The organism is Burkholderia sp. Ap-955 (assembly GCF_011753045.1).
GTDB classification, from domain to species: Bacteria; Pseudomonadota; Gammaproteobacteria; order Burkholderiales; family Burkholderiaceae; genus Burkholderia; species Burkholderia lata_D.
In genome coordinates this window covers 1-14,321 of record NZ_VWWH01000131.1, presented here as the reverse complement: position 1 = coordinate 14,321, position 14,321 = coordinate 1, and the positions used below count along the sequence as shown (strand labels likewise).

Annotated in this window: 16 protein-coding genes, 1 tRNA gene, 1 pseudogene and 1 riboswitch; of the genes and pseudogenes, 9 read left to right on the top strand and 9 right to left on the bottom strand. The window is 66.8% G+C overall.

The features are described from left to right. The 8 genes from F3J15_RS34725 to F3J15_RS34690 all read left to right on the top strand — a co-directional run. Nucleotides 1-488: AraC family transcriptional regulator (locus F3J15_RS34725; protein WP_166896920.1), on the top strand; the 488-nt coding region annotated here is incomplete at its 5' end. Nucleotides 489-591: 103 nt separating this feature from the next. Then, nucleotides 592-1,035, top strand: coding sequence for an inner membrane protein YiaA (yiaA, locus tag F3J15_RS34720; protein WP_069249222.1), 444 nt, complete (start codon nucleotides 592-594; stop codon nucleotides 1,033-1,035). Nucleotides 1,036-1,174: 139 nt separating this feature from the next. Continuing rightward, complete coding sequence (locus tag F3J15_RS34715) at nucleotides 1,175-2,239, top strand: glycosyltransferase family 2 protein (protein WP_166896918.1); 1,065 nt, start codon at nucleotides 1,175-1,177, stop codon at nucleotides 2,237-2,239. 65 nt (nucleotides 2,240-2,304) lie between these two features. Then, a complete protein-coding gene (locus tag F3J15_RS34710; protein ID WP_240159298.1) occupies nucleotides 2,305-3,321 on the top strand; it encodes a hypothetical protein in 1,017 nt (338 codons plus the stop codon). Further along, complete coding sequence (locus F3J15_RS34705) at nucleotides 3,318-4,067, top strand: hypothetical protein (protein ID WP_166896914.1); 750 nt, start codon at nucleotides 3,318-3,320, stop codon at nucleotides 4,065-4,067. Before F3J15_RS34710 ends, F3J15_RS34705 begins: the two co-directional genes overlap by 4 nt. Next, nucleotides 4,064-5,221 (top strand): glycosyltransferase family 1 protein, encoded by a 1,158-nt coding sequence (locus tag F3J15_RS34700; RefSeq protein WP_166896912.1) that lies wholly within the window; start codon nucleotides 4,064-4,066, stop codon nucleotides 5,219-5,221. Before F3J15_RS34705 ends, F3J15_RS34700 begins: the two co-directional genes overlap by 4 nt. Beyond that, nucleotides 5,197-5,835 carry a phosphatase PAP2 family protein gene (locus F3J15_RS34695; RefSeq protein WP_240159297.1) on the top strand — a complete coding sequence of 213 codons (639 nt, stop codon included), beginning with the start codon at nucleotides 5,197-5,199 and terminating at the stop codon, nucleotides 5,833-5,835. Before F3J15_RS34700 ends, F3J15_RS34695 begins: the two co-directional genes overlap by 25 nt. Further along, entirely contained in the window at nucleotides 5,832-6,779 is a 948-nt protein-coding gene (locus F3J15_RS34690; protein ID WP_166896910.1) for a fatty acid desaturase family protein, read from the top strand. Before F3J15_RS34695 ends, F3J15_RS34690 begins: the two co-directional genes overlap by 4 nt. A gap of 162 nt (nucleotides 6,780-6,941) precedes the next feature. Here F3J15_RS34690 and F3J15_RS34685 read toward each other — a convergent pair. The 9 genes from F3J15_RS34685 to F3J15_RS34645 form a co-directional block, all read right to left on the bottom strand. Continuing rightward, nucleotides 6,942-7,018, bottom strand: a tRNA-Lys gene (locus F3J15_RS34685). A 108-nt stretch (nucleotides 7,019-7,126) separates the two neighbouring features. After that, complete coding sequence (gene ybgF / locus F3J15_RS34680) at nucleotides 7,127-7,876, bottom strand: tol-pal system protein YbgF (protein ID WP_166896908.1); 750 nt, start codon at nucleotides 7,874-7,876, stop codon at nucleotides 7,127-7,129. 19 nt (nucleotides 7,877-7,895) lie between these two features. After that, nucleotides 7,896-8,408 carry a peptidoglycan-associated lipoprotein Pal gene (gene pal, locus F3J15_RS34675; protein WP_011351072.1) on the bottom strand — a complete coding sequence of 171 codons (513 nt, stop codon included), beginning with the start codon at nucleotides 8,406-8,408 and terminating at the stop codon, nucleotides 7,896-7,898. A gap of 17 nt (nucleotides 8,409-8,425) precedes the next feature. Further along, nucleotides 8,426-9,721, bottom strand: a complete 1,296-nt coding sequence (gene tolB, locus F3J15_RS34670) for a Tol-Pal system beta propeller repeat protein TolB (protein ID WP_069247241.1) — start codon at nucleotides 9,719-9,721, stop codon at nucleotides 8,426-8,428. 109 nt (nucleotides 9,722-9,830) lie between these two features. Further along, a complete protein-coding gene (gene tolA / locus F3J15_RS34665; RefSeq protein ID WP_069247242.1) occupies nucleotides 9,831-10,886 on the bottom strand; it encodes a cell envelope integrity protein TolA in 1,056 nt (351 codons plus the stop codon). Then, on the bottom strand, nucleotides 10,883-11,332 hold the full coding sequence (gene tolR, locus F3J15_RS34660; protein WP_089445007.1) for a protein TolR: 450 nt from the start codon (nucleotides 11,330-11,332) through the stop codon (nucleotides 10,883-10,885). Before tolR ends, tolA begins: the two co-directional genes overlap by 4 nt. Nucleotides 11,333-11,342: 10 nt before the next feature. Beyond that, the gene (tolQ, locus tag F3J15_RS34655; RefSeq protein ID WP_021157170.1) at nucleotides 11,343-12,020 is read right to left on the bottom strand and encodes a protein TolQ; all 678 of its coding nucleotides are present in this window, start codon (nucleotides 12,018-12,020) and stop codon (nucleotides 11,343-11,345) included. 130 nt (nucleotides 12,021-12,150) lie between these two features. Then, entirely contained in the window at nucleotides 12,151-12,636 is a 486-nt protein-coding gene (gene ybgC / locus F3J15_RS34650) for a tol-pal system-associated acyl-CoA thioesterase (RefSeq protein ID WP_069247243.1), read from the bottom strand. Between the two features lie 102 nt (nucleotides 12,637-12,738). Beyond that, nucleotides 12,739-13,485, bottom strand: a complete 747-nt coding sequence (locus tag F3J15_RS34645; protein WP_089445009.1) for an SDR family NAD(P)-dependent oxidoreductase — start codon at nucleotides 13,483-13,485, stop codon at nucleotides 12,739-12,741. A 180-nt stretch (nucleotides 13,486-13,665) separates the two neighbouring features. Beyond that, nucleotides 13,666-13,766, top strand: a riboswitch (ZMP/ZTP riboswitch). Between the two features lie 137 nt (nucleotides 13,767-13,903). On the opposite strand from F3J15_RS34645, the pseudogene glyA reads away from it, so the two are divergent. Continuing rightward, nucleotides 13,904-14,321, top strand: a pseudogene (gene glyA, locus F3J15_RS34635) (serine hydroxymethyltransferase); the annotation flags it as partial.

Below are 14,321 nucleotides of genomic sequence, written 5' to 3'. Positions count from 1 at the left end.
CGCCGCTGCAACTGCTGACGAGCGTGCTGCGCACCGAGGCGTCGAACGGGCAGCCGGGCGCCGGCGCGATCGTGAACGCGCTCGGCCAGGCGCTGCTCGCGTACGCGTTGCGCGCATACGGTCGGGGTGCGCGCGTGCCGTCCGGCTGGCTGGCGCTGGCGGCCGACGCGCGGCTCGGCCCGTCGGTCCAGGCCGTGTTGCAGGCGCCGGGGAAACCGTGGACGGTCGAGTCGCTCGGCGACGCCTCCGCGATGTCGCGCGCGACGTACGCACGGCATTTCCGCGAGCGAGCCGGGATGAGCGTCGGCGCGTTCGTCGCGCAGATCCGGATGATGCACGCGTGCGCGCTGCTGCAGGACACGCAGCGCGGGCAGGCGGAAATCGGGCAGGCGGTCGGCTACCAGTCCGAAGCCGCCTTCGGCAAGGCGTTTCGCGCTGTGCTCGGCACGACGCCGGGACGCTGGCGGCGGGCGCAGCGCGGCATGTAAGACTGCAAGCGAGGCTGTCGTGGCACGCGCCAAAGCTGCTACCATGCGCGAAACGCAGTTCAACGAAAACGATTTCGAACAAAAAGAAAGAGAGGGCAAAGCAATGAACCAGACCACCATCCAGCAGCCGTCGTTCGCGTTCGTGGCCGCGTCGTGGGCCGCGCTGCTCGCCGGTTTCGCGGCATTCCTGATCGGTCTCTGGAACGCCGGCATGCAGCTCAACGAGAAGGGCTACTACTTCACCGTGCTGGTGTTCGGCCTGTATGCGGCCATCTCGCTGCAGAAGAGCGTCCGCGACCGCGCGGAAGGCATTCCCGTCACCGGCATCTACTACGGCCTCAGCTGGATCGCGCTGCTGCTGTCGATCGCGCTGCTGGTCGTCGGCCTTTTCAACGCGACGCTGCAGTTGAGCGAAAAGGGCTTCTACGCGATGTCGTTCGTGCTCGCGCTGTTCGGCTCGGTCGCCGTGCAGAAGAACACGCGCGACCTGCAGAACGCGAAGCCGCGCTATCCCGACGCCGAATCGGCGCCGTCCGTCCAGGAGTGACGGCACGCGAAGCGGGCGCCTTCCAGGCCGCCCGCTTTGCGACGACGGTCGCGGGCGACCCGCATTCGCCGATGCGCGGCGGGCTCCCCGCCCATTCGTTTCATCCATGCCGGTGCGCATGACGATGGAGATATTCCGGATGCCAGACTTCACAGAAACCACGCGGCACACCCGCGCGGCGGCCCGCGCTGTGGCGGCGCAGGCCGCGCTCGTGCTGGAGACGAACAACCTGCGCGGCGGCGCGGGGCTCGTGCAGGCCGTCGACAGCCTGAAGCGCCTCGTCTCGGCGCTGTCGAGGCAGACCGTGCCGCCCGCGGCACTCGCGCAATGGATCATCACGCACGACGGCCTGCCGGCCGATGCGTGCGCGGAGATCGCCGCGCTGGCCGGCCGCCCGATCGACTTCGTCGAGATCGGCGCGAGCACCGGCTACTACGATGCGAAGAACGACGGGTTCGACCACGTCGACGCGGCCCGCTGCGACATCGTCGTGTTCGGTGATGCCGATTGCCGGCCGGCCGACGACTGGCTCGAGCACCTGCTCGCGCCGTTCGCGCGCGAAGCGGGCGATGCGCCCGCCGCGGTGGCGGGGCGCACCAGCTATGCGCCGAACGTGCTCGGCATCGCGCTGACGTCGATCGATTTCATGTATTTCCCGAGCCCGCTGCGTGACGGTGCGACGCGCAATTTCTACGCGAACAACGTCGCGTTCCGGCGCGACGTGTTCGCGCGATTCCGCTACGAGCCGCTCGGCGGCGTCTATCGCGCGCATTGCCAGGTGATGGGGCTGCGGATGCAGGCGGCTGGTGTAGCCGTCGAGTTCGCGCCGGACGCGCACACCGAACATCGGCTGCCGGACACGCAACGCGAATCGCTGAAGCTGCGCTGGATGCGCGGCGAGGACAGTGTCGGGCTGACGCCGTATCTCGTGAATGCGTACCTGCCGCGCGGATGGCAGTGGCTCGGCCGCAGCGGCCCGCTCGGCCCGTTCTGCGTGATGGCGATGCGGCTCGGCTACAGCCTGCGCGCGCTGAATCGCCAGCAGTTGCCGCAGCTTGGCGCCGTCCGCTATCTCGCGGCCGTCGGGGTCACGATCGCGGCGTCCGCCGTCGATACGCTCGGCGCGCTCGCACGCGGTTTCGGTCTCACCGGGCGCGCATCGGCCCGGCGCGATCTCGACGCGCTGTCCTATCACCGTCATTGAACCGGCGCCGCGCATCATGCGCGGCCATGACACGCCGATACCCTCCATCCATCCTGACCACGACCATGTCCTCTCTCGCCACCCGTGTTGCCTGCCTCGCCCTGTTTGCCGCCAGCGTCGGCGCCCATGCCGCGCCGGTCGACCATGCGGGACGCGGGATCTACCACTTCGCATCGCAAAGCGGCTGCCCGTTCGCGAACGCGGCCGCCGCGGACTGCAATCGCGTTGCGCTCGATGCGCCGGACGTTCACGCGAGCGTCGATACCGATGCGCACGCGATCGTCTTCTCGAGCGATGCAGCGCGCCGCACGAAGGACGTGCTCGGCGACGTGCTGCTGCAGGGCACGGGCGTCGACGGCGACGGCCGGCGCGTGCCGCTGAGCGTGCACGTGCTGCTGCGTCGCGACGGCGCGAAATGGGACCGCGACGTGTACGTCCATGCGCCCGTGCGCGGCACGTTCACCGATGTCCGGATCGATCCGTATCGCGTGCGGGTGAAGGAGGGCGACGGCGAGCGCGACGTACTCACGCCGGATGAAACGCTGGCACTGTTCGCGCATCCGTCGCTTGCATCGCGGCTCGCGCGGCATCTCGTGAAGGTGAGCGCGACCGATCCGAAGCAGCCGTCCGCGGATGACATCACGATTGGGCTTGGCGTCGGCGGCCTGACGAAGTCGGTCGCGCGTGCGAGCTTTACGTCGAACGCGCCGCACGATGCCGACGTCGATCGCGCACTCGCAGCCGGCACCTGGACGATTCGTTTCGATGCGCTGAGCAATCACATTCCGGTGTGGGTCGCCCAGCGCGAGCTGTTCCTGTTCGGCCTGGACGGCAGCGCGCTGGTGAAGGACATGCGCACGCGCGGCTTCAGGAAGAACGACCGGATCGAATTCGGCGCGCGTGACGGCAGCGGCTATCTGCGCGTGAACGGCCGCGAGGAAGCATTTGCGGGGGCGACCGCATCCGCGCACGCGTTCATGCAGGAAAGCTTCATCGGCCTGATCCTCGGATGGCGTCGCGATCCTGCCGGCGCTGCGGCGGCTGCGACGAAATCTGCGTCCGCACGAGGCGAGCCGGCATGAGCGCGGCAGGCGAACTGCCGGCGTCGCCGCAGGCAGCGCACGATGCACGCTTCGATTGTCTTGAGGCGCCCGTGCCGCACGGGGCGGCGCGGGTGCGCGCGTACCTCGTCGATCGCCTCAAGCGGGCGGCGATCCGGCAGTTGCATCGCAGTACACATGGCGAGCGCTGGGTGCTGCGCATGTACCTGATCGGCGAGGAAGCGACCGAGTGCGCGTTGCACGAGGACTGGACCGGACAGCCACCGGACTGGCTTGCGCCGCGGATCGAGCAGCACCTCGCGGACGAGCGTCGCCACGCCGCGGCGTTCGCCGATGCGCTGCGCGAGCGCGGCGTCGCGCCGTCGACTGCACCGCATGAGCCCGACTGGTTGAGCCGGCGCAAGATCATGCGATGGCGCCGGCTTGCGCAGCGGCATGCGCCGCATTTCTCGCAAGGCGTGCTCGTGCCGGCCTATGCGACGGGTCTGTGTGCGGAACAGATGGCGATGCGTGTGCTCGCGCGTCACTGCGCGACGATCGGCGATGCACATCCGTTGTACCCGCTGCTCTCGCGCGTGCTCGCCGACGAGACGCGGCATGTCCGGCTCTGCTCGGACACGCTGCGCCGTCTGGTTGCGCCGTCCGAGGCAGCGCATCTCGCCGCGTTGCTGAACGAGATCCGCGCGATCGAAGCCGGTTTCGGCGTGACGGGCGCGCTGGCGATGGTCGCGGCCGGCTGGTTCCAGTCGCTTCGTCCGCGCGCATGATGCCGCGAATCGTCTATCTCGCGACGGCCGACGCACGCGGCCACCTGATGCGCGCGCAACTGCTCGTGCATGCGCTGCGTGCGGCCGGCGCGCAGGTCGACGTGCTGACGACGTCCGATGCGGGGCAGGCGTTCCTGGCTGCGTTCGACATCGACGCGGCCGTGCTGTCCCGTCACTACGCGGTGCAGTTCGACGAACGGCAGAACATGCTGCGCGACGCGACCGATCGCAATGTCGCGCACTACGTGTTCAGGCCGACGCGCATGCCGCGTGACATCGCGCGGCTGCGTGCGATCGTCCGCGATGCCGATCTCGTGATCAACGACTCGTTTCATCCGGCGCTGCTGTTCATGGGCGCGATGCCGGGTTGGCGACGCCGCATCGTCCACGTGTACGGCGGCAGCCTGCGCCGCGCGTTGACCGCGAATTTCGACGCACGTCTGCCGCGCGCACTGGCGCGTGCATTTGCACGGATCGTCGACTGGCAGATCGATTCGGCGCGGTGCTGCATCGAACACGATTTTGCATACGATGCCGCCGATGACGTCCGGCGATCGCGCACGCATTGCCGGCTGCCGACGCCGGTGCCGATCGTCGCCGAGCGGCCGGCTTCGGAGCCGGCTGCAGCCGCCATTTATCTGAACCCGCACTTTCGCGATATCGCGCTCGCCGATGCGTTGTCCGCCGGCATGCGCGACGCGGGGCTCGCCACCCATCGCGTGGGCGAGGGCTATGCCGGGCACGACGGCTGGACCGGCGTCGACGCCGACTGGGTGACGCGCGCCGCCCATGCTCCGCTGATCGTGTCCGCACCCGGCATGGCCGCGCTGTCGATCGCACACGTGTATCACCGCCCGATCCTGCTCGTGCAGTCCGACCAGCCCGAGCAGGCGAGCAACGCCGCGCGCGTCGCGCAACTGCAGCTCGTGCATCGCGTCGTCACGTGGCGCGGCGACGCGGCCGCGTTCCGGCGGGAAGTCGGGCAAGCTGCCGCCGAACTGATGCGCCATCCCGGTACGCGGGCAGGGACGATCGCCGGCCGCGAGCACGCACGTGCGCGTGTGGACGCATGGACGTCACGCCTCCTCGCGTTGCTTCCGCACGCGAAGGTGGCCGATACGGAGACGCGATGCGAGGCGCCGGCACCACGATGAATTCGCTGTCGTTTCGTGACGATCGCCGGCCCGACATCCGGCAGATGCTGGCCGCGACGTTCGGCATGGCAGCCGGCCTCGCGATCTTCTTTCTGCTGGAGCGCAGCGTCACGCCGCGCTTCGTGTTTGCCACGTCGATCGATGTGCGGATTCCGTTCATCGCGTGGTCGTGGTTCGTCTATGTCGGCTTCTTTCCGTTCGTGATTGTGCTTGCCGCGTATGCGCGGCCGCCCGCGTTCGCCGCGTTCAAGGAGGCCGTGCTGATCGCGTTCGTGCTCGGTGTCGTGTGTTTCCTGCTGTTTCCGGAGGCCGTGCCGCGGCCCGACGTCGCGGAGATCGGCAACACGTTCGTGCGTCACCGTCTCGCGCGCATGTGGCAGCTCGATCTCGCGGCCAATGGCTTTCCGAGCCTGCATGTCGCGGTGACGTGCCTTGCCTGCCGGATGCTGGCGGACCGGCGACGGCTCGTGACCGTGGCGGTCGGCCTGCTGATCTGCACGTCGACGCTGACGCTCAAGCAGCATACGGTGGCCGATGTGCTGGGCGGCGTGGCACTCGCGATGGTCAGTGCGCTGTGGGTCGAGCGGCGATCGCTGCGCGGGAGGCTCGCGTGACGGATACCCGTGTTCACCAAGCCGGGCCGAATGCCGGGCTTGCGCGGTTCGTGCCCGATCCGGCGTTGTTTCGCGTGAGCGCATCGCGCGTCGGCGCAGCGCTGGCAGGTGACTGGCTGATGATCGCCGCCGCGTTCGCGGTTGCGATCGTGTTTGCGCATCCGCTCGTGTACGCGTTGGCAGCGATCGTGATCGCGCGCAGCCAGCTTGCGCTCGCGGTCATGATGCACGAAGGTGCGCACGGTTTGCTGGCGCGGAACCGGCGCGCCAACGACGCGCTGGGCCAACTGTTCGCGGCCGGCCCGCTGTGGTTGTCGCTGCGGACGTATCGTGCCGGCCATCTGAAACACCATCGCGCACCGATGGAGCCGGACGATCCCGTCGCGCTGCTGTTCGGCGTGCACGACTATCCGGTGACGCGCCGGCGGTTGATCGGTCGCCTGCTCGCGTACGCATGCGGGATCGGCTACGTGACGAGCGTCGTGAAGCTGGCCCGCGGCGAGTTTGCGCATGCAATGCCGAAGGTCGGGAAGTCGCGTGCGTACGCCGCGTGGGAAGTCGCGTCGATGCTGGCCGGCAACGGTGTGCTGTTCGGCGCGCTCGCATGGGCTGGACATCCGCTGCTGTACGTCACGTTGTGGATCGTGCCGTCCGTCACGCTGCTGCCGCTCGCCGGGCAGGTACGCGCGATCTTCGAGCATGCGGGGCTGCCGGCCTGTGCCGACCAGAGCCGCAACGCGCGCACGATCGTCCGGCGTTCGTGGCAGACGTTCCTGTTCGGCCCGCACGCGATTCATTTTCATATCGAACATCACCTGTTCGCGCGGATGCCGTTCCATCAACTGCCGGTCGTGCATCGGCAGCTTGCGGAGCGGCGGTTGTTGCCCGACGGCAATCTGTATGCGGGATATGGTGACGTACTGCGCGACGTGAGCGTGCGCTGATGCACGGGCGGGGCATGGTGCGTGCCCTGTCCGGTAGCGGAGTCGGGAGGGTGCGGCTGAGTGTGTTGCCGACATCGCCGGGATGCCGCGCATTGATACAGATGCGACAGACGCAAAAAAGCCTCCACTTGGGAGGCTTTAATTTGCACTATCAAAGATAGTTGGTAGGGTGGGAGGGACTCGAACCCTCGACTCTCTGATTAAAAGTCAGATACTCTAACCAACTGAGTTACCACCCCACGTTCTTGAAACCTGTCGGTTCGTTGCTTCAACAACTTGGGCAACGACCCGAAGAGCAAAAGATTATAGCGACGGACTGTCGGGCTGTCAACAACCCGCCGCGATAATTATTTGATCGTCTCGAGCTTGCCCTGCGCGGTCTGCGCAGCGTTCGACCCGGCGTACTGCGACACGACCTGCTCGAACGTCTTCTTCGCGGCCGCCTTCTGGCCTTGTTCGAGCTGGTTCGTGCCGATTGCCACCAGGGCGTCGGCTGCGCGCGGATGCTGCGGGAACTTGCTGACGATCCCTTGCCACGTTGCAGTCGAACCGCGGTAGTCGCGCAGCGCGTATTGCGCATTGCCGTACCAGTACTGCGCGGTCGGCTGGTAGGGGCTCTGCGGATACTTCGCGATGAACGCGCGGAACGAAGCCGCGGCCGCCTTGAAGTTGCCGTTGCGGAACTGCTGCTGCGCCGCACTGAGCGCATCCGTTTCACCCGGCTGCACGGTGCCTTCGACACCATCGATCGTCGCCTGCTGCGGCTCGAACTTCTTGAGCCGCGTGTCGAGATCCTGGTAGTACTCCTTCTGCTGCCGCTCGAGCGTCGTCAGCCGGTTCGTCAGGTCCTCGTTCTCGCCGCGCAGCGTCGCGACCTGCTGGTTCAGCTGGTCGAGACGGCCGGATTGATCGAGGATCGTACGCTGGGCGGCGGACAACTGGCTCGCCAGGTTGTCGGTTTTGCTGCGCAGATCGAGCACGGCGCGGCGCGCTTCGTTGTCGTCGAACACGCCGGCGTGCGCCGGCGCGGCCGACCACGCCGCGCCGGCGACGCAGAATGCTGCAGCAATGCGCAGCAGGGATACACGGTGCGTCATACGGCGATTCTTCCGTTACTTACTGTTGGTAGACGAGGTCGGCGCGACGGTTCTGCGCCCACGATGCTTCGTCGTGACCCGCTGCCTGCGGCTTTTCCTTGCCGAGGCTCACGGCTTCCATTTGCGAATCGTTCACGCCGAGCAGTGCCATCGCACGACGGACGGCTTCCGCACGCTTCTGGCCCAGCGCGAGGTTGTACTCGCTCGTGCCGCGTTCGTCGGTGTTGCCCTGGATCAGCACATGGCGCTGCGGGTGGCTCTTCAGGTACTGAGCGTGCTGCTGCATCAGCGGCTGGTACTCGTCCTTCACCGAATAGCTGTCGAAGTCGAAGTAGATGCTGCGCTTCGCGAGCGGGCTGTTCGGGTCGTTCAGCGGATCGACGTTCACTTGCGCGACGTTGTCGGCGCTCGGCTGCGTGCTGACCGCACCCGCGTTGTTTGCCTTGTCGTCGAGCTTCACGCCCGACTTGCACGCTGCGAGCGCGCTGATCATCATCACGGCCAGGGCCAGACGAGCCTTATTCGACATCATGTTTACTCTCCTTGTGGTCATTGCATGAAGGGCCCCCACGACGGCTCACGAACGGAGCCGCCCTGGACGGACAGGATTTGCGGCGGCGCGCTGCCGTCGGAGGGCACTGCTGCCAGAACATTGCGACCACCCGACTGGGTAGCGTACAGAACGTACTGGCCGTTTGCCGCGAAGCTCGGCGATTCGTCGCGATTCGTATTCGTGATGGCGTTCGCCGCGCCGCTCTGCAGATCCTGAACGTACAGCTTGAAGCCCCCACCCGTGCGGGAGATGTAAGCGAGCAGCTTGCCGTCCGGGCTGATGCGCGGACTCGTGTTGTAGCTGCCGGTGAAAGTCACGCGCTGCGCGGCACCGGCGCTTTCACCCTGTGCCGGCATCCGGTAGATCTGCGGCGCGCCGCCGCGATCGCTCGTGAAGTAGATCCAGCGGCCGTCCGGCGAGTAGAACGGCTCGGTGTCGATCGAGCTGCTCTGCGTGAGGCGGCGCAGGCCGCCGCCCGTCGAGTTGACCGTATAGATTTGCGTATTGCCCGTCAGCGACAGCGCGACGGCCAGCGTGTTGCTGTCCGGCGACCACGCCGGTGCGCTGTTGTTGCCCTTCTGGTCGGAGACGATGTAGCGACGGCCGGTCGGCAGGTCGTGGATGTAGACGATCGGCTTCTTGCGCTCGAACGAGACATACGCGACCTTCGTGCCGCTCGGCGACCAGGACGGCGAGATGATCGGTTCGGTGCTCGACAGCGCGATGCGCGCGTTCTGGCCGTCCGAATCCGAGATCTGCAGCTGGTAGCGGTTACCGGTCTTGATCACGTACGACAGGCGCGTGGCGAACACGCCGCGCACGCCGAGCAGCTTCTGGTAGATGTAGTCGGCAATCTTGTGGCCGGCCGTGCGCAGCGTGGTGTCGGTGGCCGTCAGGGACAGGCCGCCGAGGCTTTGCTGCTTCACGGTGTCGTACAGGATGAAGTTGACCTTGTACTGACCGTTCGCCTCGCGATTTACGCTGCCGGCGACGAACGCATTCGCGCCCTTGGCCTTCCATGCGCCGAGATCGACCGATGCGCTCTCCGGCACGGGCGTGCTGCCCGCGTCGATGTTGGTGAATTTGCCGCTGCGGGCGAGGTCGGCGCGGACGATCGACGTGACCTGCTGCGGCAGGTTCGCCTCATTCGCGAAATTCGCCGTGGCGATGGGGAACTGGGTCGACCCGACACCGGTGATCAGCACGTTGACCTGGGCGTTAGCGGCGCTGCCCGCCGTAATCAGACACGAGGCCACGAGTGCCCTGAAACCTAGCTTTGTCATCAAACTCATGCTTGTTGCTTCCCGTATGGCTTGGATCGCTGCGCAACGGCAGAGACAGTAAAAATACCCGATTCGTTCCCGCCCGACAGCGACGCCCGGAGTGTAAGCGCATTTCTTTTCACTCCGCCGCCTTGAAGGTAATCGTAATGTCCGACGGGGTACGACCGTTAGAATCGGGCGGCAAGGGGACCGACGCGTGGATCGCATTCACCACGGCTTGATCCCACCCCGAATTCCCGCTGGAGCGGGAAACCGATGCGCTCAATACGTCACCGGACGGCGTGCACCGAATCTTGACGACGGTGGTCAGGCCTGCTCGCTCGCCGCCCCAAACGATGTTCGGTTTGACGCGGCGGCGCACCTTGTCGGCATAGCCGGGCGTCGCGGCATTGCCGCCTGAGCCCGTGCCCGTGCCGCTTTTCGCGAGGCCTTCGCCGCCGCCTTCACCGGCGCCGGACAGGCCCTGCATCTGTGCCAGGCGTGCGCTGCGCTCGCGGTCGAGCTTCGCGTTCGCTGCCGCACTGGCTTTCGCGCGCGCCGCGGCTTCGGCCTTCGCCTTGGCCTGGGCTTCCGCCTTTGCCTTCGCGGCTGCGTCGGCCTTCGCCTTCGCCGCCTGCTGCGCTTCGAGCTGCGCCTGCTTCTGCTGCTGGAGTTTCTGCTGTTCGAGCTTCTGCTGCTCGGCGAGCTGCTGTTGCTTGAGCTTGTCGGCCTGCTTCTGCTTGTCGCGCTCCGCGGCCTTCTGCGCGGCGAGTGCGGCTGCCTGCTGCGCCGCGAGCTGCGCGCGCCGGGCTTCCTCTTCCTGCTTGGCCTTCAGTTGCTGCGCGCGGCGCTGCTGCTCGAGCAGCGCTTCACGCGCGGCCGCTTCCTGCTGCCGCTTCTTCTGCTGCAGCGCGATGTCGGCCTGTTCGTCGCGCACCGGGGGCGCGGGCGGCGCGACCTTCACGGGCGGCGCGGGTGTGACAACGGGCCGCGGCGCGGGGACATCGGGCACTTCGGTCCACAGCTCGGCTTCGGCGCCGGCCGGCGTGCTGTTCTGCCACTGCACGCCGTGATACAGAAACAGCGCGAGCAGCACGTGCATCAGCGCGGCGAGCGCGAATGCGCGCCAGGTGCCGCGCTCGCGGGGAGGCTGAGGCGGGTAGGCGGAGCTGCGCGTGGATTGCTGCCGGTTCATTGCGATTTGACGAGGAGGCCGACGCGCTTGACGCCGCGCGCCTTCAGATCGGACATCACGGTCATGACGGCATCGTACTGCACGGTCTTGTCGGCCGCGATCACGACCGGCTGGTCGGGATGGTCAGCCTGCCGGGCTACGATGAAGCTGTCGAGCTCGGCCTTCGACATCGTGTCTTCCTGGGTCGCGCCCGAGTCGCCCTTGTACTTGACGCTCATCGTGCGATCGGCCTTGATGTTGACGACGACGGGCGGCGTCTGCTCCTGCGGCGCCGCGTTGCCGACGGTCGGCAGGTTGATGATCGACGGGGCGACGAGCGGTGCGGTGACCATGAAGATCACCAGCAGCACCAGCATCACGTCGATGTACGGCACGACGTTGATGTCGGCCATTGCGCGGCGCGAGCGGCCGCCACGCATGCTGGATCGGATGGGGCTTCCTGCCATGGCGCGCTCCTTACTGGGCCTGACGCTGCAGGATGTTCGAGAACTCTTCGATGAAGGTCTCGAAGCGGATCGCGAGGCGATCGATGTCGTGCGCGTAGCGGTTGTATGCGACCACCGCCGGAATCGCGGCGAACAGGCCGATCGCGGTGGCGACGAGCGCCTCGGCGATGCCCGGCGCGACGTTCGCCAGCGTGGCCTGCTGCACGTTCGCGAGACCGCGGAACGAGTTCATGATCCCCCAGACCGTGCCGAACAGACCGATGTACGGGCTGACCGAGCCGACCGACGCGAGGAACGCGAGGTTCGCTTCGAGCACGTCCATCTCACGCTGGAACGACGCGCGCATCGCGCGGCGCGCACCGTCGAGCACGAGGCCCGGATCGCTGATGCGCTTTTCCTTCGCCTTCAGGAATTCGCGCATGCCCGATTCGAAGATCCGCTCGAGTGCGCCGATCGTGTGGCGGTTGTTGGCTGCGCTCTGATACAGCGCCTGCAGGTCGCCGCCCGACCAGAAATCCTTCTCGAAGCGTTCGGTCTGCGCGCGTGCGCGGCGGATCGCAAACCACTTGCGGAAGATGAAGGTCCACGACATCAGCGACAGCAGCAGCAGCAGCCCCATCACGGCCTGGGCCAGCACGCTCGCGTTGAGGACGAGGGAAATGATCGACAGGTCTTGAGAAGTGTTCATAGAGGTTTGAGTAACGTCCCTTCGGGGCGCCCGGTATGCGTGTGGCGCGGCGCGCCGGCCATGCCTGGCGCCGAACCTTGCTTAGTATCGAATCAGAAACGCAAGTTCATAGGCTTCGTCTAAACGGCGCTCATGCGAGCTTCGTTGACAGTGCAGTCTGCCCGTCGTTGATGACGGGCCCGCGCTGCAGCGCGTCGAGCACGGCCGGCGGGATGGCCGCGGGCCGGATGCCGGTACGGTCGACGCAGCCGAGACGGATGTGTCCGGCCACGAGCAGCGTGTCGCCGCACCAGGCTTCCTGCGCGAATTCCACCGATGCGCGGCCGATGCGTCCGGGCCGGCTCGTGATCGCCAGCGTGTCGTCGAGTCGCGCCGGGGCGCGGTAGTCGAGCGACGTGCTGCGGACGACGAAGATCGCGTCGGTATCGTCGGCGAGCTGGCGCTGGTCGATGCCGCATGCGCGCAGCCACTCGGTGCGGGCACGTTCGAAGAACTTCAGGTAGTTGGCATAGAAGACGATGCCGCCTGCGTCGGTATCCTCGTAGTACACGCGCACCGGCCAGATGAAGCCGGAGGGCGCTTCCGGGGAGCGGGTAGGCTGGGTCATGGCGCGCATTCTACCGGAAGGCAAGAGCCTGATTCGTAACCGATTCGTAACGGAATGTAGTATGCCGTAGCACACCGCGGGCCGGCCCGGAAGGGCCGGGCCCGCGTGGCTTCAGCCGCGGTGGACGGTCGGGCCGCCGGGGGCTTGGGCGATCGGCATCAGCTCGATCGTGTTGACGTTGACATGCGCCGGGCGCGTCGCGATCCAGTAGATCGTGTCGGCGATGTCCTCGGGCATCAGCGGCTGGACGTTGTTGTAGACGTTCGCCGCTTTGGCGTCGTCGCCGCGATAGCGGACGTTCGAGAATTCGGTGCCGCCGCAGAGGCCCGGCTCGATGTCGGTGACGCGCAGCGGCGTGCCGAGCAGGTCCGCGCGCAGGTTCAGGCTGAATTGTCTGACGAAAGCCTTGGTCGCGCCGTAGACGTTCCCGCCCGCATAAGGGTACGAACCCGCGACCGAGCCGAGATTGAAGATGTGGCCGCGGCCGCGATCGATCATGCCGGGCAGCAATGCGTGGGTGACCGTGACGAGCCCCGTGCAGTTCGTGTCGATCATCGTGTGCCATTCGTCGAGGCTGGCCTTTTGGGCCGGTTCGACGCCGAGTGCAAGGCCGGCGTTGTTGACGAGCACGTCGAGCGCGGCGAATTCGGCGGGGAGGGCGGCCGGCACGGCCTCGACGGCCGCACGATCGCGTACGTCGAGCTCGAGCGGCAGAAGGGAATCGCCGAGCTCGGCGGCGAGTGCATCGAGACGATCCTTGCGGCGCGCGGTCGCGACGACGCGGTGGCCTCCCTTGACGAAGGCACGGGCGATGGCGGCGCCGAAGCCGGCGGACGCGCCTGTGACGAACACGATCATTGCTGCTCCTGGTCGATGACAAAATAGCGAGTGATATCCCGCAAGCCTACTGAGATTGCCGCACCGCGGCAAGGCGGCAAAGCGTTCCCGCACGGGCGCGTAGAGTCTGGCCCCAATTGCTTCCGGCGCACTGCCGTGCGGTTGCCTATTCATGACGCATCCAATACACTAACGCGCTCATCACCCCTGCGTGACTGGCGATAGAACCCTTCGGGTTCAAGGTGGAGCATCCCACCGTGAAGCGCGGGGCGCCGTTTTTGCCGTTCGCCTGGGCAGCCGTTGTGCGCCGTCGCGTGCATCGCCGGTGGCTGTCCTGCCTCGCGTCATCCGGATTCTTCCGCCACGTCGAGCTGGTCCCGCCAGCAGCGCACCGTACTCGGCCGCTCCGGTCAACCTGTACACACTTAACGGAAACCGTATGTTTGACAGAGCCCAAAGCACCATTGCGAACGTCGATCCCGAAATCTTTGCCGCGATCGAGCAGGAAAACCGCCGCCAGGAAGATCACATCGAGCTGATCGCGTCGGAAAACTACACGAGCCCGGCGGTGATGGCCGCACAGGGCTCGCAACTCACGAACAAGTACGCCGAAGGCTATCCGGGCAAGCGCTACTACGGCGGCTGCGAATACGTGGATGTGGTCGAGCAGCTGGCGATCGACCGCGTGAAGCAGCTGTTCGGCGCGGAAGCCGCGAACGTGCAGCCGAATTCGGGTTCGCAGGCGAACCAGGGCGTGTTCTTCGCGATGCTCAAGCCGGGCGACACGATCATGGGCATGAGCCTCGCGCATGGCGGCCACCTGACGCACGGCTCGCCCGTGAACATGTCGGGCAAGT